This window comes from Streptococcus milleri, from assembly GCF_900636525.1.
Lineage (GTDB): Bacteria > Bacillota > Bacilli > Lactobacillales > Streptococcaceae > Streptococcus > Streptococcus hominis.
The window spans coordinates 255,001-277,182 of record NZ_LR134288.1 but is presented as its reverse complement, the minus strand read 5'-3'; the positions used below and the strand labels follow the sequence as shown (position 1 = coordinate 277,182).

Annotated in this window: 25 protein-coding genes (1 of these 25 only partly in view); 7 read left to right on the top strand and 18 right to left on the bottom strand. The window is 39.6% G+C overall.

Going from position 1 to position 22,182, the window contains the following annotated elements:
* Positions 1-3: 3 nt before the first annotated feature.
* The 4 genes from EL087_RS01435 to EL087_RS01420 all read right to left on the bottom strand — a co-directional run bounded on the left by EL087_RS01435 (position 4) and on the right by EL087_RS01420 (position 3,203).
* A complete protein-coding gene (locus tag EL087_RS01435; RefSeq protein WP_126406379.1) occupies positions 4-525 on the bottom strand; it encodes a GNAT family N-acetyltransferase in 522 nt (173 codons plus the stop codon).
* A complete protein-coding gene (tsaE, locus tag EL087_RS01430) occupies positions 518-958 on the bottom strand; it encodes a tRNA (adenosine(37)-N6)-threonylcarbamoyltransferase complex ATPase subunit type 1 TsaE (protein ID WP_059221176.1) in 441 nt (146 codons plus the stop codon). The genes EL087_RS01435 and tsaE overlap by 8 nt, the downstream gene beginning before the upstream one ends.
* An 86-nt stretch (positions 959-1,044) precedes the next feature.
* Positions 1,045-2,484, bottom strand: a complete 1,440-nt coding sequence (locus EL087_RS01425; RefSeq protein WP_126406376.1) for an NCS2 family permease — start codon at positions 2,482-2,484, stop codon at positions 1,045-1,047.
* A gap of 119 nt (positions 2,485-2,603) precedes the next feature.
* Entirely contained in the window at positions 2,604-3,203 is a 600-nt protein-coding gene (locus tag EL087_RS01420; RefSeq protein ID WP_126406373.1) for a DUF1361 domain-containing protein, read from the bottom strand.
* A 106-nt stretch (positions 3,204-3,309) separates the two neighbouring features.
* On the opposite strand from EL087_RS01420, the gene EL087_RS01415 reads away from it, so the two are divergent.
* From EL087_RS01415 to serS, 6 genes are all read left to right on the top strand, one after another.
* A complete protein-coding gene (locus tag EL087_RS01415; protein ID WP_126406370.1) occupies positions 3,310-4,122 on the top strand; it encodes a Cof-type HAD-IIB family hydrolase in 813 nt (270 codons plus the stop codon).
* 476 nt (positions 4,123-4,598) lie between these two features.
* Entirely contained in the window at positions 4,599-5,588 is a 990-nt protein-coding gene (locus EL087_RS01410; RefSeq protein WP_126406367.1) for a PTS sugar transporter subunit IIB, read from the top strand.
* Between the two features lie 17 nt (positions 5,589-5,605).
* Positions 5,606-6,409, top strand: a complete 804-nt coding sequence (locus EL087_RS01405; RefSeq protein WP_003033793.1) for a PTS mannose/fructose/sorbose transporter subunit IIC — start codon at positions 5,606-5,608, stop codon at positions 6,407-6,409.
* 19 nt (positions 6,410-6,428) lie between these two features.
* Positions 6,429-7,340 carry a PTS system mannose/fructose/sorbose family transporter subunit IID gene (locus EL087_RS01400; RefSeq protein ID WP_003033774.1) on the top strand — a complete coding sequence of 304 codons (912 nt, stop codon included), beginning with the start codon at positions 6,429-6,431 and terminating at the stop codon, positions 7,338-7,340.
* 86 nt (positions 7,341-7,426) lie between these two features.
* Positions 7,427-7,798 carry a DUF956 family protein gene (locus EL087_RS01395; RefSeq protein ID WP_004224344.1) on the top strand — a complete coding sequence of 124 codons (372 nt, stop codon included), beginning with the start codon at positions 7,427-7,429 and terminating at the stop codon, positions 7,796-7,798.
* Between the two features lie 212 nt (positions 7,799-8,010).
* Positions 8,011-9,288, top strand: a complete 1,278-nt coding sequence (gene serS / locus EL087_RS01390) for a serine--tRNA ligase (protein ID WP_126406364.1) — start codon at positions 8,011-8,013, stop codon at positions 9,286-9,288.
* Positions 9,289-9,328: 40 nt separating this feature from the next.
* Here the strand turns inward: serS and EL087_RS01385 are convergent, their stop codons facing one another.
* From EL087_RS01385 to EL087_RS01320, 14 genes are all read right to left on the bottom strand, one after another.
* Positions 9,329-9,988: a VTT domain-containing protein gene (locus EL087_RS01385; protein ID WP_003025995.1), complete on the bottom strand. Its 660-nt coding sequence runs from the start codon at positions 9,986-9,988 to the stop codon at positions 9,329-9,331.
* A gap of 112 nt (positions 9,989-10,100) precedes the next feature.
* Complete coding sequence (locus tag EL087_RS01380; RefSeq protein ID WP_003033804.1) at positions 10,101-10,871, bottom strand: acetyl-CoA carboxylase carboxyl transferase subunit alpha; 771 nt, start codon at positions 10,869-10,871, stop codon at positions 10,101-10,103.
* Positions 10,868-11,731 carry an acetyl-CoA carboxylase, carboxyltransferase subunit beta gene (gene accD, locus EL087_RS01375; RefSeq protein ID WP_126406359.1) on the bottom strand — a complete coding sequence of 288 codons (864 nt, stop codon included), beginning with the start codon at positions 11,729-11,731 and terminating at the stop codon, positions 10,868-10,870. The genes EL087_RS01380 and accD overlap by 4 nt, the downstream gene beginning before the upstream one ends.
* Before the next feature lie 20 nt (positions 11,732-11,751).
* Positions 11,752-13,119 carry an acetyl-CoA carboxylase biotin carboxylase subunit gene (locus EL087_RS01370; protein WP_003043291.1) on the bottom strand — a complete coding sequence of 456 codons (1,368 nt, stop codon included), beginning with the start codon at positions 13,117-13,119 and terminating at the stop codon, positions 11,752-11,754.
* A gap of 16 nt (positions 13,120-13,135) precedes the next feature.
* Positions 13,136-13,558 (bottom strand): 3-hydroxyacyl-ACP dehydratase FabZ, encoded by a 423-nt coding sequence (fabZ, locus tag EL087_RS01365; protein WP_003043557.1) that lies wholly within the window; start codon positions 13,556-13,558, stop codon positions 13,136-13,138.
* Positions 13,555-14,007, bottom strand: coding sequence for an acetyl-CoA carboxylase biotin carboxyl carrier protein (locus EL087_RS01360; RefSeq protein ID WP_390614114.1), 453 nt, complete (start codon positions 14,005-14,007; stop codon positions 13,555-13,557). The genes fabZ and EL087_RS01360 overlap by 4 nt, the downstream gene beginning before the upstream one ends.
* A 27-nt stretch (positions 14,008-14,034) precedes the next feature.
* Positions 14,035-15,267 carry a beta-ketoacyl-ACP synthase II gene (gene fabF / locus EL087_RS01355; RefSeq protein ID WP_106082838.1) on the bottom strand — a complete coding sequence of 411 codons (1,233 nt, stop codon included), beginning with the start codon at positions 15,265-15,267 and terminating at the stop codon, positions 14,035-14,037.
* Between the two features lie 62 nt (positions 15,268-15,329).
* Positions 15,330-16,064 carry a 3-oxoacyl-[acyl-carrier-protein] reductase gene (gene fabG, locus EL087_RS01350; RefSeq protein ID WP_126406356.1) on the bottom strand — a complete coding sequence of 245 codons (735 nt, stop codon included), beginning with the start codon at positions 16,062-16,064 and terminating at the stop codon, positions 15,330-15,332.
* 2 nt (positions 16,065-16,066) lie between these two features.
* Positions 16,067-16,993, bottom strand: a complete 927-nt coding sequence (gene fabD, locus EL087_RS01345; protein WP_126406353.1) for an ACP S-malonyltransferase — start codon at positions 16,991-16,993, stop codon at positions 16,067-16,069.
* The gene (gene fabK, locus EL087_RS01340) at positions 16,986-17,960 is read right to left on the bottom strand and encodes an enoyl-[acyl-carrier-protein] reductase FabK (RefSeq protein WP_049514558.1); all 975 of its coding nucleotides are present in this window, start codon (positions 17,958-17,960) and stop codon (positions 16,986-16,988) included. The genes fabD and fabK overlap by 8 nt, the downstream gene beginning before the upstream one ends.
* Before the next feature lie 212 nt (positions 17,961-18,172).
* Complete coding sequence (locus tag EL087_RS01335) at positions 18,173-18,397, bottom strand: acyl carrier protein (RefSeq protein ID WP_003026017.1); 225 nt, start codon at positions 18,395-18,397, stop codon at positions 18,173-18,175.
* 53 nt (positions 18,398-18,450) lie between these two features.
* Complete coding sequence (locus tag EL087_RS01330; RefSeq protein WP_003043271.1) at positions 18,451-19,425, bottom strand: beta-ketoacyl-ACP synthase III; 975 nt, start codon at positions 19,423-19,425, stop codon at positions 18,451-18,453.
* Positions 19,425-19,859: a MarR family winged helix-turn-helix transcriptional regulator gene (locus tag EL087_RS01325; RefSeq protein WP_003026022.1), complete on the bottom strand. Its 435-nt coding sequence runs from the start codon at positions 19,857-19,859 to the stop codon at positions 19,425-19,427. Before EL087_RS01325 ends, EL087_RS01330 begins: the two co-directional genes overlap by 1 nt.
* A 92-nt stretch (positions 19,860-19,951) precedes the next feature.
* Entirely contained in the window at positions 19,952-20,743 is a 792-nt protein-coding gene (locus tag EL087_RS01320; RefSeq protein ID WP_003043475.1) for an enoyl-CoA hydratase, read from the bottom strand.
* Between the two features lie 167 nt (positions 20,744-20,910).
* Between EL087_RS01320 and EL087_RS01315 the strand changes: the two genes are divergently transcribed.
* Positions 20,911-22,182 carry the 5' portion of an aspartate kinase gene (locus EL087_RS01315; protein WP_126406351.1) on the top strand. The gene runs 78 nt beyond the window's last position, so 1,272 of the gene's 1,350 nt are visible here — the first part of the coding sequence; its start codon is at positions 20,911-20,913; its stop codon lies off the right edge, out of view.

Genomic DNA, 22,182 nt, shown 5'->3' with positions numbered 1-22,182 from the left:
ATTCTAATCTATCAGTTTTCCCATTAGGTAAACATCAAGAAATTTCCCTTCTGCAAGATAGGCCCCTCTTTTTTGAACGCCCTCAATCTCAAATCCAAATGCCTGATACAAATGAACAGCACGTTCATTTCTTGCTTGTACAGTCAATTCTAATCGCCGAATCACTCTAGAATTCTCTACCCAATTTATCGCCTCTTCTAAAAGAAACTTTCCTAAGCCTTGATTCCAAAATACTCTTTTAACCACGATAAAGACCTGTCCAATATGTCGAATCCGCTCATGAAAATCAGCTGTAATGCTTACAAGACCAGCAATTTCATTATCTAATAGTGCAATTAGATAAATCTGGTTATCTGACGCAGCTTGATGTTGAATGAAAGAGCTCATCTGCTCTTCTGTCATCAAAATCCCTGCAGCATCTAATGTCATGTAATCTGATTCTTTTCCAACTTGATTAAGAAAATCAATTAAAGATTTGGCGTCTTGAGGTTCTGCTTCTCTTATAACTAGCTCTAACTCAGTCATTGACAAATTCCTCAAGCAGTTTCTCAGCTCGATGTCCTTTTGCATCAAAGACCAATTCTCGACCATCACTTTTTCTTAAAATTGTCAATTTGAGATAGTCACTTGGCAAACTATCTCCCAACAATTCGCCCCATTCAATAACCGTCACTCCATCTCCAAAGAGAAAATCGTCTAAATCAATAGAATCTGGATCTTCTCCAATGCGATAAACATCCAAATGATAAAGCGGTAGGCGTCCGTCATATTCTCGTACAATAGTATAGGTCGGACTTTTGATCATTTGTTTGATACCCAGTCCACGTGCTAACCCTTTGGTGAACGTTGTTTTCCCAGCACCCAAGTCACCCGTTAAAATCAACACATCTTGTTTTCGGAGTAAAGCGCCTAATTTCTCGCCCCACGCCATCAACTCATCTTCATTATGGCTAAACATTCTTTTATTATACCAGAAGTTTTCATTTTCTGCTGAAATTTAACAAAAGAAAAGCTAGCTCCAAAGAACTAGCAATTTTTCAATCATTAAGCTAAAGCTAGACTGATAAAGTTTAAGATAAACAAAGCATCCAATACCCAGATAATTGGGTGAACTTCCTTGGCTTCACCTTTGATGATTTTCACAAATGCATACATGATGAATCCTGCAGCAATACCATGAGTAATACTGTAAGTAAAGCCCATGAAAACGGATGTAAAGAAGGCTGGTACTGCTTCTGATAAATCGTCCCATTCGATATCTTTCATACTGGAAAGCATCATAATTCCGACAATGATAAGAATAGGAGCTACTGCTACTGTTGGGACAATAGCAAGAAGTGGACTAAAGAAACTTGAAATAGCAAACAAAGCCGCAACGACAAGTGCTGTTAAACCTGTACGACCACCGGCTTCAATCCCAGCTGCACTTTCTACATAAGTCGTGACATTTGAAGTTCCTGCAATCGCACCAATCGTTGTCCCAACCATGTCTGAAAACAGCGCCTTGTCCATTTTAGTCTGAAGCCCAGACGAATCTTTAGCAGCTTCTTCATCTGCAATATTAAAGATACCTGCTTTACGACCAGTACTAATCAAAGTTCCAATATTATCAAAAATATCTGTTAATGAAAAGGCCAAAATGGCTAGAAGCACTTCTGGAATGCGAGAAGGTTTTGCAAATAAAGCTAACAAACCATCTTTACCTAAAGCTGCACCAAAAATCTTTCCTAAATCCTGAACAGCAGCACCGATATTATTGGAAGCAAAATTGATTTTTGAAAGATCTACAACTCCCACCAAAATGGCTACGATTGTGGTTGCCGCAATAGATAACACAATACCTCCGCGCACACGTTTCAAGACAAAGAAAATGGTGATGAAAATTCCAAACAAAGCGACAAGAACAGCTGGATTGTTAAAATCTACCAAGCCCGGTGTTGCCATTCCATTAGCCATAATAGCTGCTTGTGCCTTATCAGCACCTTTTCCTGCAACAGTATAGGTTCCTGGATCAATTGAAAATTTCAAAAGTCCCGCTTTTTTCACTCCGATATAAGCTAGGAAAATCCCAATTCCACCAGAAATAGCGTATTTCAAACTCTCTGGAATTGCATGAATAATAATTGTACGAACCTTGGTCAACGTGACAATAATACTAATAATCCCGCAGAGGAAAACCATTGCCAGCGCTTCTTGCCATGTATAACCAAGTGCAAAGACAACGGTATAAGTAAAGAAAGCATTCAGTCCCATACCAGGCGCCTGAGCGTAAGGAATGTTGGCATATAAAGCCATCATCAGCGTCCCTGCAACAGTCCCAATGATAGTCGCTAAGAAAACACCTTGTGCTGGCATGCCTGTTTGACTGAGCATTTCAGGGTTGACAAAGAGGATATAACTCATTGCAAAGAAAGTGGTTAAACCAGCAAGAACTTCTGTACGAACAGTTGTACCGTTCTCTTTTAGTTTAAAAAACTTGTCCATTTTTAAAAATCTCCTTAAAATTTACGAACGATAATAGATATAATACCACAAAATATTCATGATTTCAACAGAAGTTTTAAAAACAAACAAATTAATTCAATATTTTATACAGAAAATCTTTATTTAGACTGACTTTTACTCAAAAAGACCAAGGACATGATTTGAATAAAGGTAAACCCTAAAATGAATAACAGGCGCTCCCTCTGCAAAGCAGCTGCCAACCGCTCAAAGACTAACGTAGGATGGCTGACTAAATCCCAAGAATTGAGCCGATCATAGCGACCAATGTAAATTGCGAGACTCGATAAAAATGAGACAGTTCCAATAGCCAAATATTCCAGCCACCATTTGAGCTTCAAATAGCCCGAAATCAAATTCCAGCTCTCTATTCCGCATAGAACCCCAAAGAAAATACTTGGAACAAAGGCCATAAAAAGATGCAGACTTTCTCGGTTCCACAAGGTGTCACTCACCCAGTGCATGTGTACCAAGTCCGTAATCATATAGAACGTATTGGGATAAAACACTAGCCAAAGAATTGCTACAGGTAAGAAAAACCATTTTTTCTTAAATTGAATGGCTATAAAAGCCACATCATAGGCAACCAAAGCTAGAAACATATTCCAAATCAAATCTGGACCTTTTGTCAAAATTCCTTCAGCATAAACGATAGCAGAAATAATCGCAAAGAAAATATGAATGATAATTGTTTTACACATACTCGATTTCCTCCTTCATTATATAAGAAAACATTATATCACAAATTCTGCACTTTCATCTTAAAATCTGCTATAATAGAAAACAGCACAAATGAAAGAGTAGACTATGACAAAAAAAGTAATTGCAGTAGATTTAGACGGAACCTTGCTCAATTCTGACAGCAAACTATCTGAATTTACAAAAGAAACCATTAAAAAAATTTCTAAAAAAGGACATCATGTTGTCATCACAACCGGACGCCCTTATCGAATGGCACGGGAATTTTATAAAGAATTGGAACTACACACTCCAATGATCAACTTTAATGGCTCTTTGACCCATATTCCGGAGAAAAAGTGGCAACAGGAAAGATGTATCACCTTAGATAAAGAATATCTATTAGACATTGTCAAAAGGAAGGAAGAGATTGAAGCAGACTTCATTGCTGGGGAATATCGGAAGAAATTTTATATCACAGCCCCCAATGAAACGATTGCCGACCCGAAATTATTTGGTGTAGAATCTTTTCAACCTGAAAATCAATTTAATCCAGAATTGGTTACCAAAAATCCCAACTGTATCCTTTTGCAAACGCATGCCAATGATAAATATGCTTTGGCGGATGAATTGAATCAATTTTATCAACAACAATTATCTATCAATACTTGGGGCGGCCCGCTCAATATCCTCGAATGCACTCCAAAAGGCGTCAATAAAGCTTTTGCTTTGAAATATTTATTAGAGGTTCTGAACGTGGATCGGAAAGATTTGATTGCTTTTGGTGACGAGCACAATGATACAGAGATGTTAGCTTTTGCCGGTACTGGCTATGCCATGAAAAACGCTAGCCAAGCACTTCTTCCTTACGCAGATGAACAACTGCCACTGACCAATGACCAAGACGGAGTCGCTCATCAATTATTGAAACTATTTTTATAATGATACTTAGAGTTGGATAGGTTTTCTGTCCGACTTTTTAATATTTACACGTCATCTTCCCAGATTTCATTTTTCTGCGACTGATTGTGCACTAGCAATCATGGGGCGATCTCATCAGCTATTGATTTTCAATTATTTTCTATCAGTTTATTTATGCTATAAATTGAATATTATAAATTTTGTTTTTTAAATTTAAAATGTTCCTAGATTTTTTATTGATTTTCCTCTTTCTTATTTAATAATTCGTGTAGATAGAATTATTTTTTCAAAATTTTCATTATTTTTCCAATCGATTTTCAAGGTTAATATATTGTTTAAATGGCTAGTTTTGTCCGTTTACAATCTGTCAAAAATATGAAAGATTTTGATTTTTTTAGCTCAAACTATTGCATTTTTCATGAAAACGTTTTATACTTAAGTAGTCTTAAATTTTTCTTAAACTTAAGTCAAACATTTTATAAGGAGGAAAGACAATAATGAGTATCGGAATCATTATTGCAAGCCATGGTGAATTTGCTGCTGGTATTCATCAATCAGGTTCTATGATTTTTGGTGAGCAAGACAAAGTTCAAGTTGTAACTTTTATGCCAAATGAAGGTCCTGATGATTTGTATGCTAAGTTCAATGACGCTGTGGCTGCTTTTGACGCGAACGATGAAGTTCTAGTTTTGGCTGACCTGTGGAGTGGTTCTCCATTTAACCAAGCTAGCCGCGTAATGGGTGAAAATCCTGACCGTAAGTTCGCGATCATTACAGGTTTGAATCTGCCAATGTTGATTCAAGCTTATACTGAACGAATGATGGATGCCAATGCTGGCGTTGACGCTGTTGTCGCAAACATCATCAAAGAAGCAAAGGATGGAGTGAAAGCTCTTCCTGAAGAACTAAATCCTGTAGCTGAGGTAACAAGTGCACCAGCTGCACCAACTGCTCAAGCTGCTATTCCAGAAGGAACCGTTATCGGCGATGGCAAGTTGAAAATCAATCTTGCTCGTATTGATACACGTCTTCTCCACGGTCAAGTTGCAACTGCTTGGACACCAGATTCTAAAGCAGACCGTATCATCGTTGCTTCTGACTCCGTATCAGCTGATAAACTTCGTAAAGAGTTGATCAAACAAGCTGCTCCTGGTAATGTCAAAGCAAATGTTGTCCCAATTGACAAATTGATTGCGGTAGCAAAAGACCCTCGTTTTGGTAACACACATGCACTGATTCTTTTTGAAACTCCTCAAGATGCACTTCGTGCTGTTGAAGGCGGTGTCGAAATCAAAACACTCAATGTTGGCTCAATGGCTCACTCAACTGGTAAAACAATGGTCAATAACGTTTTGTCAATGGACAAAGATGATGTTGCAACCTTTGAAAAATTGCGTGACCTCGGAGTGGAATTTGACGTACGTAAAGTGCCAAATGACTCCAAAAAAGATTTGTTTGACTTAATTAAAAAAGCCAACGTTCAATAATGGAAAGGATTTAGAATATGTCAATTATTTCTATGATTTTAGTGGTCTTCGTTGCCTTTCTTGCTGGACTTGAAGGAATCTTGGACCAATTTCAATTCCACCAACCACTTGTTGCTTGTACCCTTATCGGTCTAGTAACAGGACACTTGGAAGCAGGTGTCATCCTTGGTGGTACACTTCAAATGATTGCTCTTGGTTGGGCAAACATTGGTGCTGCCGTTGCTCCTGATGCTGCACTTGCTTCTGTAGCATCTGCAATCATCATGGTACAAGGTGGCGACTTCACTGATAAAGGTATCAGTTTCGCTTATACAACTGCTATCCCTCTTGCAGTTGCAGGTCTCTTCCTTACAATGATTGTTCGTACAATTTCAGTAGGTCTTGTTCACGGTGCTGATGCTGCTGCTAAAGAAGGTAACATCGGTGCTGTAGAACGTACTCACTTAGTTGCACTTCTTCTTCAAGGTCTTCGTATTGCTATTCCTGCTGCTCTTCTTCTTGCAGTTCCAACATCAGTCGTTCAAGGTGTCTTGAATGCTATGCCTGCTTGGTTGTCAGGTGGTATGGCTGTCGGTGGTGGTATGGTCGTTGCCGTTGGTTACGCGATGGTTATCAACATGATGGCAACTCGCGAAGTATGGCCATTCTTTGCTATCGGTTTTGCACTTGCAGCTTTATCAAACCTTACTCTTATTGCTATGGGTACTATTGGTGTCGCAATTGCCTTGATTTACATCAACCTTTCTAAAAAAGGCGGAAATGGTGGCGGCGGTTCTGCTACATCAAATGACCCAATTGGTGATATTTTAGAAGACTACTAAGAAAGGAGCTACTAATACCATGACAGAAAAAATTCAATTATCAAAATCAGATCGTCAAAAAGTTTGGTGGCGTTCAACTTTCTTGCAAGGTTCTTGGAACTATGAACGGATGCAAAACTTAGGTTGGGCGTACGCACTTATCCCAGCTATCAAAAAACTTTACACTTCTAAAGAAGACCGTGCTGCGGCCCTTGAACGTCACTTGGAATTCTTTAATACTCACCCATACGTAGCTGCTCCTATCATTGGTGTGACACTCGCCCTTGAAGAAGAAAAGGCTAACGGGGCTGAAATTGACAACACTGCTATCCAAGGGGTTAAAATCGGTATGATGGGACCTCTTGCTGGTATCGGTGACCCAGTCTTCTGGTTTACCGTTCGTCCTATCCTCGGTGCTCTTGGTGCCTCACTTGCTATGGCAGGTAACGTGATGGGTCCAATCCTCTTCTTCGTACTTTGGAATCTTATCCGTATGGCCTTCTTATGGTACACTCAAGAACTTGGCTACAAAGCTGGTTCTGAAATTACAAAAGACATGTCAGGTGGTATCCTTCAAGACATCACCAAAGGAGCTTCAATCCTTGGTATGTTCATCATCGCCGTTCTTGTTGAACGTTGGGTAAATATTGCCTTTACGGTAGGACTTCCTTCTAAGACTTTGTCTAAAGGTGCTTACATTGAATTCCCTAAAGGAAATGTTACTGGTCAACAATTACATGATATCCTTGGTCAAGTAAATAGTGGTCTTGGACTTGATAAAATACAAGCTCAAACACTTCAAGGACAACTGGATGCTTTAATTCCTGGCTTGATGGGGCTTCTTCTTACATTCCTATGCATGTGGTTACTTAAGAAAAAAGTTTCACCAATCACAATTATCATCGGTCTCTTCATCGTTGGTATTGTAGCACGCTTCTTCGGAATTATGTAAACAACAAAAAGAAGGTTTTGGCCTTCTTTTTTATTGACAATAAATGTGCTATAATAGAAAGGATAATAGATAAACGAGGATTGAACATGGCACAATCACAAAATACAAAAATTGATTTTCAAACAACAGGAACTTCTTATCTGGGAATTGGAGGGAAAGTTGGAAAATTCTTAGTCGGAGATAAAGCGCTCGAATTTTATGCAGATGCCAATGTCGAAGACTATATTCAAATCCCTTGGGATACTATCCATCAAATCGGTGCCAATGTGTCTGGCAAACGAATTAGTCGTCATTTTGAAGTTTTTACCAATAAAGGAAAATTCCTTTTCGCTTCAAAAGATGCTGGAACTATTTTGAAACATGCTCGAAATCATATCGGCAATGAAAAGGTCATTAAATTACCGACACTGATTCAAACAATTGGTCAATTTTTTAAAAATCTATTTGCAAAAAAATAAGAATTCTTGTATAATCATAGGAAACGGATAAGTAAATCTAGTATCTCTTTCAGAAAGTCTGCGGCAGCTGTGAGCAGATAGGGAGCTAGCTTGAAATTCTACCGTGATATTAATTTCATAAACAATCAAGTGCACTTATGTGAAGTTGGATGGGACCGTGGCTCTGCCACTCCAACACTTTCATAGGTGTATTTTTATTTCAGGAGGTTCTGATGTTAGATATTAAACGCATTCGCACAGATTTTGATATCATCGCAAAAAAATTAGCTACTCGTGGCGTTGACGCTGCAACACTTGATAAAATGAAAGAGTTTGATAGCAAACGCCGTGAACTCTTGGTTAAAGTCGAAAATTTAAAAGCAGAACGAAATACGGTGTCAGCAGAAATTGCCCAAGCGAAACGTAATAAAGACAATGCTGATGATAAAATTGCTGCCATGCAAACATTATCTGCTGAAGTTAAAGCATTAGACGCAGAGTTAGCAGAAATTGACGCTACATTAACCGAGTTTACAACGACTTTGCCAAATATTCCTCACGATAGTGTGCCGGTAGGTGCTGACGAAGACGATAATGTAGAAGTTCGCCGTTGGGGGACGCCACGTGTGTTTGACTTTGATGTAAAAGCTCACTGGGATCTTGGTGAAAATCTTGATATTCTCGACTGGGAACGCGGGGCAAAAGTAACTGGCGCTCGCTTCCTCTTTTACAAAGGATTAGGAGCTCGTCTAGAACGCGCTATTTATAATTTCATGTTAGACGAGCATCAAAAAGAGGGCTACACAGAAGTCATTCCTCCTTACATGGTTAATCACGATTCTATGTTTGGGACTGGTCAATATCCAAAATTCAAAGAAGATACGTTTGAATTGAGCGATACAAATTACGTTCTCATTCCAACTGCTGAAGTTCCTTTGACAAACTACTACCGTGGGGAAATTTTAGACGGAAAAGACTTGCCAATCTACTTCACAGCCATGAGTCCGTCTTTCCGTTCTGAAGCTGGTTCTGCCGGTCGTGACACCCGTGGTTTGATTCGTTTGCATCAATTCCACAAAGTGGAAATGGTCAAATTTGCCAAACCAGAGCATTCTTATGAAGAATTAGAAAAAATGACCGATAACGCCGAAAATATCCTTCAGAAATTAAATCTTCCTTACCGTGTTGTTGCACTTTCTACAGGGGATATGGGCTTCTCTGCAGCGAAGACCTACGACTTGGAAGTCTGGATTCCAGCACAGAATACCTACCGTGAAATTTCTAGCTGTTCCAATACCGAAGATTTCCAAGCTCGTCGTGCTCAAATCCGTTACCGTGACGAAGCAGATGGCAAGGTCAAACTCCTACACACTTTGAATGGATCTGGTCTTGCAGTTGGTCGTACCGTTGCAGCTATTCTTGAAAATTATCAAAATGAAGACGGCTCCGTCACTATTCCAGAAGTACTTCGTCCATACATGGGCGGTGTGAAAGTGATTGCTCCAAAATAACATAAAAACTCTGAGATTTTCAAATCATCTCAGAGTTTTCTTATCTCTTCATTTGATTGTTTCGCTTTTTAATCATTGCACTTCGAACCACACTTATCACAGTTGGGAGTAAGGTGACAATGACAATTCCCAAAATAATCGCTGAAAAATGAGTTTTCACAAAGGGAATATTCCCAAAAAGATAGCCTGCCCCTGTCGCAATCAAAGACCAAGACAAAGCTGCGATAAAAGCTCGTTTCAGAAAAGATTGAACTGGGAATTGGCTAATGCCTGCTACAAATGGTACAAAGGTACGAATAATGGGAATATAGCGTCCTAAAATAATAGAAGTAGAACCATGTTTTTCAAAATACACTTCTGCTTCTTTGATATTTTCTTCTTTTATCAATTTACTGAAAAATTTATAATGTACAAAACGATAACCCAAGGTTCTGCCAATGAAGAAATTACAGGTATCGCCAACAAAAGCTCCCACAAAAAATAGAAGCATAAAAAGTAGAACATTAAAATGCATTGCTGGATTAGCTGATAGAGCGCCTGCAGCAAAAAGTAAGCTGTCTCCCGGCAGGAATGGAAATACTACCGCAGCTGTCTCAATAAAAATTACCAAAAACAAAATCAAATACGTCCAGCCACCTACAGCATGAGCAATATTATAAATGTGTGCATCAATATGCAAGATAAAATCAATAATAAACATCTCTTCTCCTTTTGTCCATTCTCTATTATAGCAGAAAATATTACAGAAAAGCGTATTTTAAAAATAAAAAAACAGAAGTGAACGGTACAAGCCAATCCACTTCTGATTTTTATTAGTATTTTCGAAATCGTTGGTAACGTGCTTCTAAAAGTTGTTCAAGTGGTAGTTGAGACAAATTTGCTAATTCAGCGACTATTTCTTGTTTCACAGCATACAATAAATCCTGATTGCTAAGCCCTGCTTCTGGAATCACCTTGTCCACCACTCCCATATCAAGAAGCTCATGAGAAGTGATTTTCATGAGTTCTGCAGCTTCCATAGCACGACTGCCGTCTTTCCACAAGATAGAAGCAAAACCTTCGGGACTAAGCACTGCGTAAATTGAATTTTCTAGCATCCAGACCTTGTCTGCAACAGCTAAAGCTAGCGCTCCTCCAGATCCGCCTTCACCGATAATAATAGCAATAACCGGGACTTTCAAATCGCTCATCTCGAGCAAATTACGCGCAATAGCTTCTCCTTGACCGCGCTCTTCAGCACCGACTCCTGGATAAGCACCGGCTGTGTTGATAAACGTAACGACAGGACGACCAAATTTCTCTGCCTGCTTCATCAAGCGAAGTGCCTTTCGATAACCTTCTGGATGAGGTTGCCCAAAATTCCGTTGCAAATTATCCTGTAGATTGCGCCCTTTTTGAATCCCAACAACGGTGATGGGCTGACCATCTAAAGTTCCGATTCCACCGATAACCGCTCCGTCATCTCGAAAAGAACGATCGCCATGTAATTCAATAAAATTCTCGCAAATTCCTTGTGCAAAATCCAGAGCTGTCAATCGTGCCTGATCTCGTGCTTCTTTAATAATTCGGGTAATCTTTGTCATTGTTCACCTCCATGGAAAGCCAAGAGCATTGCAATGGTGGAGCGCAATTCCAAGCGTTTGACAATGGCATCTACAAATCCATGCTCTAGCAAAAATTCCGCTTTTTGAAAATCATCAGGCAATTTTTCACGAACAGTCGTTTCAATTACTCGGCGGCCTGCAAAACCAACGAGCGCTTGTGTCTCAGCCAAAATGATGTCTCCTTCCATGGCAAAAGAAGCCGTCACCCCACCCGTGGTCGGATCTGTCAAAATCGTCAAATAAAACAAGCCAGCATTAGAATGGCGTTTCACCGCTGCGGATACTTTAGCCATTTGCATCAAACTCATAATGCCTTCTTGCATGCGAGCGCCACCAGAAGCTGTGAACAAAGTAACTGGCAACTGATGTTCTGTAGCATATTCAAAAAGACGAGTAATTTTTTCTCCAACGACTGTTCCCATAGAAGCCATGATAAAATTGGAATCCATGATCCCCAGTGCAGTTTTTTGACCACCGATTGTCGCAATTCCTGTTAGTATCGCTTCATCCAAACCTGTTTTTTCACGGACAGTTCTTAATTTTTCACGATATTTAGGAAACTTCAAGGGGTCTGATGTTTCAACTCCTGTAAATAATTCCTCAAAACTATTGGCATCTACCGTTAAATTAAGGCGTTCAAAAGCTGAAATACGAAACGTATAGCCACATTGCGGGCAAATCCGCTCACTTCCCAAATCTTTTTGGTAAATGATATGCTTACATCCTGGACATTTTGAAAACAGTTCATCCGGAAACTCTGGTTTCACTTGAGGTTTCTCACGACTGGAACGGTTTGGATTGATCCGAATATACTTATCCTTTTTGGAAAACAAAGCCATGACTTATATCCTTTACTCCTCTACTTTTTCTTTTGATAAGCTGGTAAAAATTTCTCCATCAGAAAAGCTGTATCATAATCGCCAGCAATGACATGTGGGTCTGAAATCAAATCTAACTGAAAACCGCTATTTGTCACAACGCCGTCGATTTCTAATTCATAGAGCGCACGCTGCATTTTCATTAATGCATCAAAGCGATTTTCACCATGAACAATAATCTTGGCAATCATGCTGTCATAATACGGCGGAATCGTGTATCCAGGATAAACTGCAGAATCCACACGCAACCCCACTCCACCACTCGGTAGATAGAGATTGGAAATCTTTCCCGGACTTGGTGCAAAGTTAAATGCAGGATTTTCCGCATTGATTCGACACTCAATCGCGTGACCTGTTATATGAATATCTTCTTGGTTAAAAGGCAGCTCTTGCCCCGCAGCAATTTTGATTTGCTCCTTAACAATATCCACCCCCGTTACAAATTCCGTTATCGGATGCTCCACTTGTACACGAGTATTCATTTCCATGAAATAAAATTCTCTTTTGCCTTCATCAAATAAGAATTCAATCGTTCCAGCGTTTTCATATCCGACAGATTGGGCAGCTCGTACAGCAGCTTCCCCAATTTTACGACGAAGGGTCTTGCCAATCGCAACCGACGGACTTTCTTCCAGCACTTTTTGATTATTTCTTTGAAGTGAACAATCGCGCTCGCCTAAGTGGACTACATGCCCGTGTTGGTCAGCCAAAATTTGAACTTCAATATGCCGAGCTGGATAAATGACCCGCTCCATGTACATGGCGCCATTTCCGAAAGCCGCCTTGGCTTCACTAGAAGCTGACTCAAAAGCAGCTACTAAATCCTCTGCTTTTTCAACCTTCCGAATACCTTTGCCACCACCGCCAGCGGAAGCTTTTAGCATGACTGGATAGCCGATTTTTTCTGCAACCGCAAGTGCTTCGTCTGACGTATGAACTTCGCCATCAGAACCTGGGATTACAGGCACATTAGCCTTAATCATCTGAGCACGCGCATTGATTTTATCACCCATTAAATCCATTACCGCTCCCGAAGGACCGATAAATTTAATACCAACTTCCTCGCACATCGTCGCAAACTTAGAATTCTCACTCAAAAAACCAAAGCCTGGATGAATTGCCTCTGCTCCAGTCAAAACTGCGGCAGAAAGAACCGCATTCATATTGAGGTAGGATTCTGTCGACTTTGCTGGACCAATGCAAACTGCTTCATCTGCCAGTAAAGTATGGAGAGCTTCTTTGTCAGCAGTAGAATAGACTGCGACTGTCGCAATCCCTAATTCTCTAGCTGCACGAATAATTCTGACCGCAATTTCCCCACGGTTGGCAATTAAAATCTTACGAAACATGGTGAAATCTCCTTTTTTATTGTCCGAGGGCAAAAGTTAAAGTACCACTCGCTGCCAACTTCCCGTCAACTTCTGCTTTCGCTTCCACCACCGCAATGGTGCCACGACGCTTCACAAACTTCGCTGTCATGATGAGCTGATCACCAGGAACAACTTGTTTTTTAAATTTCACCTTGTCCATTCCGGCATAAAAGACCAATTTCCCTTTATTTTCTTCTTTGGATAATTCCAAAACACCGGCTGTTTGAGCCAAAGCCTCCATAATGAGAACTCCCGGCATGACAGGATATTCAGGGAAATGTCCGTTGAAAAAAGGCTCATTGATTGTAACATTTTTAAGCGCTACAATCTCATCTTCTTTCACTTCCAACACACGATCAACCAACAGCATAGGGTAACGATGTGGAAGAGCTTCTTTTATCGCATTGATATCAATCATTTAATCCGCACCAAACCTTTCCCAAATTCGACCATTTCCTCATTTTGGACAAGGATTTCCGTCACAATACCGTCCTTAGGTGACGGAACTTCATTCATCACTTTCATGGCCTCAATAATCATCAAGGTTTGCCCTTTCTTGACTTGGTCGCCAACGGAAACAAAGGAAGGTTTATCAGGTCCAGAAGCAAGATAAGCAACTCCAACCAAGGGACTTTCTACTACATCGCCTTCAGCTGTAGGTGTTTCTGGACTAATCGTTTCCTCCACAATTGGAGGAACAGTTGGCTGGGTAACTTCTACTTGTGAAACAAGATTGGTGTTCACTGTTGAATCCTCTGCAGAAGGAGCAATTGATTCAACTGTTCTTTCATTTTTACTGAAAGTTAATTCATCACTTTGATTTTTATAAGAAAATTCACGCAGACTTGATTGGTCAAATTGAGCCATCAAATCTTTGATTTCATTGATATTCATTTAAGCCTCCCAGCGCTTGAATGCAAGTACAGCATTGTGCCCGCCAAAGCCAAAGGTATTTGAAATCGCATACGGAATATCATGTTCTTGCCCTTGACCATAGATGACATTCGCCTCGATATCATCTGAAAGTTCTTGCGTTCCTGCAGTCATCGGTACAAAGTTATGACGCATTGCTTCAATCGTTGCAATAGCTTCTACTGCACCGGCTGCACCAAGAAGGTGACCTGTGAAAGATTTCGTAGAAGAAACCGGTACTTCTTTCCCAAGAACATTAACAATCGCTTGACTTTCACCCTTTTCATTGGCTTGTGTAGAAGTTCCATGAGCATTCACATAGGCAATGTCTGAAGGTTGTAATCCTGCTTCTTCAATGGCTAGTTTCATAGCTTTAGCAGCCCCTGTACCAGCTGGTGATGGTGTTGTCATGTGATATGCGTCACAAGTATTTCCATACCCCACAATTTCTGCTAAAATCGTTGCCCCACGTTTTTCAGCATGTTCTAGACTTTCAATTACTAAAACACCTGCCCCTTCTCCCATTACAAATCCATTTCGATCTTTATCAAATGGAATAGACGAACGTTTTGGATCTTCATTTGTGGAAAGAGCTGTAAGAGCTGCAAAACCGCCGATGCCAATTTCGTTGATAGAGCATTCAGAACCACCTGCTAAAATAACATCTTGAAAACCAAATTTAATTTCACGGAATGCCTCTCCAATAGCATCATTAGAAGACGCACAAGCAGTTGTAATAGATTTACACACCCCATGAGCTCCCACACGAATAGCGATATTTCCGGCTCCCATATTTGAAAGTGCTTTAGGAATGAAGAGCGGTTGGATACGATTGGCTCCTCTTTCATGCATTCGGATAATTTGATCTTGCAATTCTTTTAAGCCACCAATCCCACTAGATACAATGACACCAAATCGATCATGGTCAACTGTCTCGGTATCTAGATGAGCATTTTCTAACGCTTCTAAAGCTGCATGAATGGCATAAATAGAATACATATCCATACGATTTTTGTCTTTTTTAACAAAATGTTTTTCTAGCGGGAAATCTTTAATTTCTGCTGCATTATGTACACCAATCACACTAGGATCAAAATTCGTAATTGGACCAATACCAATCTTCCCTTCTTTTAGACTATCCCAAAACTCTTCGGGTGTGTTTCCAATAGGTGAAGTTACTCCATATCCTGTTACAACAACTCGATTTAGTTTCATTTCAAACTCCTTTATTAAGAAAATATATCACATGCTTAAAACTCATAAGTTTTAGTCATCTTCTACCTCATGGTTAACCCGCCATCAATAGCAATGACTTGCCCAGTTAAATACTCTTGACGAGCTAGAAAGACTGCCACTTCTGCTACTTCGCTGGTATTTCCAAAACGTTTCATCGGAATTTGTGCTAACGTAGCTTCTTTCACTTTATCAGACAAAACATCGGTCATATCTGACTCAATCATACCTGGTGCAATAGCATTCACTCGTACATTGCGGGCTGCTACTTCACGCGCTACAGACTTAGTAAATCCGATCAGTCCAGCCTTAGAAGCCGCATAGTTTGCTTGACCGACATTGCCAATCAAACCAACCACACTTGATACATTGATAACAGCACCTTGACGAGCTTTCGACATTGGCTTCAAAACCGCTTGAGTCATATTAAAAGCACCAACAAGATTTACTTTCAAGACCTGCTCAAAATCTTCCTCTGTCAATTTTAGCATGAGTTTATCTTTTGTAATCCCTGCATTATTAACCAGAATATCCACGCTTCCAAGTTTTTCGATAGTTTCTTCTACCATCCGCTTGGCATCCGTGCTGTCTGACACATCACCAGAGATAGAAACCACTTGTACACCATAATCTGAAAATTCAGAGACGAGCTCCTCATCAATCTCACGGCGACCGTTTAAAACAATGTTGGCACCTAGACTCGCAAACTTATGTGCCATTGCAAGACCAATTCCACGTGTTGAACCAGTTATAAAAATATTTTTACCTTTAAGTTCCATACCTATTCCTTATTTTCTAGAAGAGTAGATAAACTTCTAACATCTTCAACGTGAGCAACCTTTGCTGATTTATCAATTTTTTTAACAAAACCAGAAAGAACCTTACCTGGACCAATTTCAATAAAATTAGTTACACCAACTTTTTGCATCGTTGCAATACTATCATAAAAACGAACTGGTTCCATAACTTGACGAGTTAAGAGTTCCTTAATTCGTCCTTGTTCCATGACAGTTGCTTCTGTATTTCCTACCAAAGGAAGTTTGAAATCAGCAAATTCAACTGTTTCCAAAACTTTTGCCAATTTATCACTTGCAGGTTTTAGCAAAGCTGTATGAAATGGACCGGAAACATTCAAAGGGATGAGACGCTTAACACCAGCTTCTTTTAACAATTCCACTGCTTTGTCAACCGCTTCAACTTCACCACCAATAACAATCTGACTAGGCGTATTGTAATTTGCTGGTGATACAATTCCCAGCGGGCTTGCCTTTTGACAAGCTACTTCAATTGTAGCTAAATCGGCATTTAAAACCGCAACCATTTTACCAGAGTCAGCAGGAGCTGCTTCTTCCATAAAAGCACCACGCTTTGCCACCAAATCAACCGCCGTTGTAAACTTCAAAGCACCTGCTGCTACCATGGCAGAGTATTCCCCAAGAGAAAGGCCTGCTACCATATCAGCTTGCATTCCTTTTTCTTGCAATAATCGGTAAATAGCAACCGAAGTGGTTAAAATTACTGGCTGAGTATAGCGTGTCTGATTGAGCTTTTCTTCCTCATTATCTATCAGATATCGTAGATCATAGCCCAATACTTGACTTGCTTCATCATAGGTTGCCCTCACTACATCAAACTGATCGTAAAGGTCACGAGCCATTCCCAGATACTGAGCACCCTGACCTGCAAATAGAAAGGCTGTTTTAGTCATTTCTAGTTACTCCTGCCCAACGGCTAGCTTCTTTTTGGATTACCTCTGCTGCACCGTAGTAAATATCTTTTAAAATTTCTTCAACTGTCTCTTCTTTGCTGACAAGCCCCGCAATTTGTCCTGACATGACAGAACCATGTTCAACATCACCGCGAACAACTGCATTTGCAAGAGCGCCAGCTCCTAAATTCTCAAAAACAGTTAAATCAGGATTTTCTTGCTTAAAAGCATCCTTTTCTGCTTGGTCAAATTCTCTAGTTAGTTTATTTTTCAAAGCTCGTACCGCATGACCAAAATGTTGAGCAGAAATAGTGGTATCAATATCCCGAGCTTTCAAAATCATATTTTTATAATTTTGGTGCGCATTTGACTCTTTTGCAACGACGAAACGTGTTCCCACTTGGACAGCCTCTGCACCAAGCATAAAGCCTGCAGCTGCACCGCGACCATCTGCGATTCCACCCGCTGCAATCACAGGAATATCAACTGCTTCAACTACCTGACGAACCAAAGTCATGGTGGTTAATTTTCCAATATGCCCACCTGCTTCCATTCCTTCAGCAATGACTGCATCTGCACCAATTTTTTCCATTCGCTTAGCCAACGCTACACTTGGAACTACTGGAATGACTGTAATACCTGCGTCGTGGAAACGAGTCATATATTTACTTGGATTTCCTGCACCAGTTGTCACAACCTTGACACCTTCTTCAATCACTAAGTCAACAATATCTTCCACAAACGGTGACAACAGCATGATATTCACGCCAAAAGGTTTGTCTGTCAATGACTTAATTTTATCAATATTAGCTTTGACAACTTCTTTCGGTGCATTACCACCACCGATAATGCCAAGACCTCCCGCTTTAGAAACTGCACCAGCCAAGTCACCATCAGCAACCCAGGCCATTCCTCCCTGGAAAATAGGATATTTAATATTTAACAATTCTGTAACACGTGTTTGCATAATACCTTCCTTTATATTGCTTAAGTAATAGCTCAATCATCTCAAGTATACCCTTTGTATAATTTGAAAATCAAACTATTACCTAAACAAGAGGGAGTGGAACCTATCATCTTTAAATTGATTTTATCGTTCCACCCCAGCAAAATTGACTGTCTACCTCAATACCTTTTTTAAAAGAGGGCGAGAATCTTCTCTCAGCCCCGTTTCATTTTTTATTTTGTTTTTTCTTCCACATAAGCGACCAAGTCACCAACTGTGTTCAATCCTTCTTCAGTTTCAATTTGAATATCGAATGCATCTTCGATTTCTGAAATAACTTGGAACAAATCTAACGAATCTGCATCAAGATCATCAAAAGTTGACTCAAGAGTAACTTCTGAAGGTTCCTTACCAAGTTCTTCCACAATAATTTCTTGTACTTTTTCAAATACTGCCATGATAGACTCCTTTAAAAATAAATATTTATATTCATGTGTTTACCACATAATAACTAAATTGTAACAATAAGTGTGCCCCATGTCAAACCTCCACCGAATCCTGACAGCAAAACTGTTTGACTGCCATCAAGGTGAATGAGTCCTTTTTCAACACACTCAGATAAAAGAATTGGAATGCTCGCTGCACTCGTATTCCCATATTCCATCATATTTGCAGGAAGTTTTTCCCTCGCTGCACCAATCTTTTTCGCCATTTTATCTAAAATACGAATATTGGCCTGATGTAATAGTAAATAGTCAATATCCTCTACTTGAATATCACTGGATTCAATCGTATTTTTTATAGATTTTGCCACATCTCGAATAGCAAAATCAAAAATTTTTCGACCATCCATTGTCAAGTAAGGCGCTACTTCTCCCTTTTCAGAATAAGGTGAAGATAAACCAACTTTACCACAAGTCAAGCTTTCCCCACGCGAACCGTCTGTATATTGACTTTCAGCTAAAAAATGCTGCTGCTCTGAGCTCTCTAGCAAAACACCACCAGCACCATCACCGAAAAGAACCGCAGTTGAACGATCAGACCAGTCAAGAACTTTTGATAAGGTTTCACTTCCTATAACAAAGCCCTTCTGGTAACGACCTGAAGAAATTAACTTTTCAGCTGTCGACAGAGCGAAGATAAAGCCACTGCAAGCCGCTGTCAAATCAAAGGCAAAAGCATGATTTGCACCAATATTTGCTTGAACTCGTGCAGCCGTTGAAGGCATCATAGAGTCTGGGGTGATAGTTGCCACAATGATAAAGTCTAGCTCATCTGCATGGATATTCGCCTTTTTCAACAATTGACTTGCCACCTTTGTAGCCAAATCACTCGTTGATTCTGTTTGTGACAGATGACGGCGTTCTATTCCTGTCCGACTTGAAATCCATTCATCGCTCGTATCCATTATTTTTGCCAAATCATCATTTGTAACCACCTGACTTGGAGCATAATGAGCGACTTGACTAATTTTCGCATAGTTCATTATTTCAAATCCTCTAGAAAACGATACAGATTAGTCAGACCTTTTCCCATGACCTTCATCTCTTCAGCATCCATTCCTTCAATAATTCTTTCAACCATTCTCTTGTGAAATCTTCTATGCAAGCGATAAATTAGGCGACCATTTTTTGTCAAATTCAGATGAACAACACGACGATCAACTTCTGAACGTGTCCGTTCAATATAGCCTTTTCTTTCAAGGTTATTTAAACTAGTTGTTACGGTTCCTAATGTCACCATCAATTCCTTTGCTACGCTACTAGGAGTCGCATTAGGATTTTTTCCAACAACATCAATCGTGTGCATTTCTTTGATAGAGATATCTTTGAAGCGACTGCCTCTCAAACTAGATTCTTCAATAACCAATACATTATTGAAAATAGATGTTAAATAATCATTGACCAATTGGTAATCCAAAAATCTATCCTCCTCTAACAAAAAAACTTTCACCATCAAAACATTTGACTAGAAAAGTATATCAAATATCAAATTAAATTGCAACTACTTTTTTACTTCCCAGAAAATTTTGGTCGACGCTTCTCAGCATAAGCTCGCACCCCTTCTTTGAAATCTTCTGTGAAAGCCAATGTCTTCTGCAACTGTAGTTCGAGTTTTGCATACTCATCCCAACCAGTAAACAAACTCTTCCATACCAATTCTTTAATAGCACGATAAGAATTAAGTGAATGACGTTTCAACTTCTTAATCACTTGATTCGTTGTAGTTTCTAACTTTTCAACTTCACAAACTTTATACAAAAGACCGTAATTTAAAGCTTTTTCTGCGTTTAACGGTTCACCTGTCATTGCTAATTGAGTTGCTCTCGTCACACCAATCGCTCTAGCAAGTAAATACAGACCACCCGCATCAGGAGCAAGACCTACCCCCACAAAAGCTTGAATAAAACGAGAACGCTCCGTTGCAATACAGAAATCTGCAGCTACCACCATATTAGCTGCCGCACCAGCAACTGGTCCATCTACACTCATAATGATCGGCTTAGATAGTTGTTTCATTGAGTAAGAAATTTCATTGACTAATTCAGCAATTTTCACCAAAGACTGAATATCATCTGCCTCCACTGCTCGTTGCATTTCTGCCAAATCACCACCAACAGAAAATACTTTTCCATTTGCATTGATGAGCAATATTTGGACAGCTTTATCCTCAGCAGCCAATTCAATGGCTTTTAAAATTTCCTCACACATGGGAACATTAAACCCATTGGAAACCTCCGGGCGATTCAATGTTAAAGTCGCAACACCGTCATTGACACTATATAAAATATTTTCAAATTGCATTAAATTGCCTCCAACAATTCTTTTCTTTGCCAATTAAATTATTTGAATATCAAATAATATGGTTACATTCTAACATAAAATATTTGCTTTAGCAAGTAAGTACAAGCAGATTTGAAAAGATTTCAGAATTTTGCTATAATTTAAACAATCAGCCTATAGGAGAATTTATGAAAGTTGTTAAATTTGGAGGAAGTTCACTTGCCTCCGCTGGTCAATTAGAAAAAGTATTACAGATTATAAAAGCTGATCCTGAACGTCGCTTCGTGATTGTCTCTGCGCCTGGGAAGCGAAGCACTCAGGATACAAAGGTAACAGATGCCCTCATTAAATACTATAGAGACTATGTTGCTGGTAATGACGTAACAAAACACCAACAATGGATTATTCAGCGTTATCGAGATATGGCGTTAGAACTGCAGCTCAAACCAAATATTCTAGAGAGAATTTCAAAAAGTTTCCAAAAGCTCGCAAGCCTTCCTATCGAAAATAATAAGTTCTTGTACGATACTTTTCTTGCTGCAGGTGAAAATAACAATGCGAAACTCATTGCGGCTTATTTTACCCAAAATGGCGTAGATGCTCGTTATGTTCACCCTAGAGAAGCAGGACTCATTGTATCCAGCGAACCAGGAAATGCTCGACTTCTCCCTTCCAGTTATGATAAAATCGAAGAATTAAATGAAGCTGACGAAGTATTGATTATACCAGGATTCTTTGGAGTAACAAAAGACGACCAGATTTGCACCTTTTCACGTGGTGGATCTGATATTACTGGCTCCATTGTTGCTGCCGGTGTAAAAGCTGATCTCTACGAAAATTTTACAGATGTCGATGGTATTTTTGCAGCTCACCCTGGCATTATCCACATGCCACACTCCATTCCAGAATTAACTTATCGCGAAATGCGCGAATTAGCTTATGCAGGTTTTACTGTATTACATGACGAAGCACTCATTCCAGCTTACCGTGGAAAAATTCCACTCGTTATTAAAAATACAAATAACCCCACTCATCCTGGTACAAAAATTGTTTTAAAGCACAGCAACAGGGACTTCCCTGTAGTAGGTATTGCTGCAGATGCTCATTTCACCAGTATTAACATGTCTAAATACCTCATGAACCGTGAAATCGGTTTTGGTAGAAAAGTTCTGCAAATATTGGAAGATCTAAATATCCGCTGGGAGCACATGCCTACCGGTATCGATGACTTATCTATTATTCTTCGGGATCGTGAATTAACCCCCATTAAAGAGGAAGAAATTCTTCGTCAATTAAGACAAAAGTTAGAAGTCGACCACGCAGAAATCGAACATGACCTCTCAATCATTATGATTGTCGGTGAAAAAATGAAAAGTCATATTGGTTTGACCGCTACTGCAACAAAAGCATTATCAGATAATCATATTAATATCCAAATGATTTCGCAAGGATCTAGTGAA

What these genes read in the sequence shown, in the direction of transcription:
- EL087_RS01435 (WP_126406379.1), bottom strand. Translation starts at nt 525, where the DNA reads ATGACTGAGTTAGAGCTAGTTATAAGAGAAGCAGAACCTCAAGACGCC.
- tsaE (WP_059221176.1), bottom strand. Translation starts at nt 958, where the DNA reads ATGTTTAGCCATAATGAAGATGAGTTGATGGCGTGGGGCGAGAAATTA.
- EL087_RS01425 (WP_126406376.1), bottom strand. Translation starts at nt 2,484, where the DNA reads ATGGACAAGTTTTTTAAACTAAAAGAGAACGGTACAACTGTTCGTACA.
- EL087_RS01420 (WP_126406373.1), bottom strand. Translation starts at nt 3,203, where the DNA reads ATGTGTAAAACAATTATCATTCATATTTTCTTTGCGATTATTTCTGCT.
- EL087_RS01415 (WP_126406370.1), top strand. Translation starts at nt 3,310, where the DNA reads ATGACAAAAAAAGTAATTGCAGTAGATTTAGACGGAACCTTGCTCAAT.
- EL087_RS01410 (WP_126406367.1), top strand. Translation starts at nt 4,599, where the DNA reads ATGAGTATCGGAATCATTATTGCAAGCCATGGTGAATTTGCTGCTGGT.
- EL087_RS01405 (WP_003033793.1), top strand. Translation starts at nt 5,606, where the DNA reads ATGTCAATTATTTCTATGATTTTAGTGGTCTTCGTTGCCTTTCTTGCT.
- EL087_RS01400 (WP_003033774.1), top strand. Translation starts at nt 6,429, where the DNA reads ATGACAGAAAAAATTCAATTATCAAAATCAGATCGTCAAAAAGTTTGG.
- EL087_RS01395 (WP_004224344.1), top strand. Translation starts at nt 7,427, where the DNA reads ATGGCACAATCACAAAATACAAAAATTGATTTTCAAACAACAGGAACT.
- serS (WP_126406364.1), top strand. Translation starts at nt 8,011, where the DNA reads ATGTTAGATATTAAACGCATTCGCACAGATTTTGATATCATCGCAAAA.
- EL087_RS01385 (WP_003025995.1), bottom strand. Translation starts at nt 9,988, where the DNA reads ATGTTTATTATTGATTTTATCTTGCATATTGATGCACACATTTATAAT.
- EL087_RS01380 (WP_003033804.1), bottom strand. Translation starts at nt 10,871, where the DNA reads ATGACAAAGATTACCCGAATTATTAAAGAAGCACGAGATCAGGCACGA.
- accD (WP_126406359.1), bottom strand. Translation starts at nt 11,731, where the DNA reads ATGGCTTTGTTTTCCAAAAAGGATAAGTATATTCGGATCAATCCAAAC.
- EL087_RS01370 (WP_003043291.1), bottom strand. Translation starts at nt 13,119, where the DNA reads ATGTTTCGTAAGATTTTAATTGCCAACCGTGGGGAAATTGCGGTCAGA.
- fabZ (WP_003043557.1), bottom strand. Translation starts at nt 13,558, where the DNA reads ATGATTGATATCAATGCGATAAAAGAAGCTCTTCCACATCGTTACCCT.
- EL087_RS01360 (WP_390614114.1), bottom strand. Translation starts at nt 14,007, where the DNA reads ATGGCTCAATTTGACCAATCAAGTCTGCGTGAATTTTCTTATAAAAAT.
- fabF (WP_106082838.1), bottom strand. Translation starts at nt 15,267, where the DNA reads ATGAAACTAAATCGAGTTGTTGTAACAGGATATGGAGTAACTTCACCT.
- fabG (WP_126406356.1), bottom strand. Translation starts at nt 16,064, where the DNA reads ATGGAACTTAAAGGTAAAAATATTTTTATAACTGGTTCAACACGTGGA.
- fabD (WP_126406353.1), bottom strand. Translation starts at nt 16,993, where the DNA reads ATGACTAAAACAGCCTTTCTATTTGCAGGTCAGGGTGCTCAGTATCTG.
- fabK (WP_049514558.1), bottom strand. Translation starts at nt 17,960, where the DNA reads ATGCAAACACGTGTTACAGAATTGTTAAATATTAAATATCCTATTTTC.
- EL087_RS01335 (WP_003026017.1), bottom strand. Translation starts at nt 18,397, where the DNA reads ATGGCAGTATTTGAAAAAGTACAAGAAATTATTGTGGAAGAACTTGGT.
- EL087_RS01330 (WP_003043271.1), bottom strand. Translation starts at nt 19,425, where the DNA reads ATGAACTATGCGAAAATTAGTCAAGTCGCTCATTATGCTCCAAGTCAG.
- EL087_RS01320 (WP_003043475.1), bottom strand. Translation starts at nt 20,743, where the DNA reads ATGCAATTTGAAAATATTTTATATAGTGTCAATGACGGTGTTGCGACT.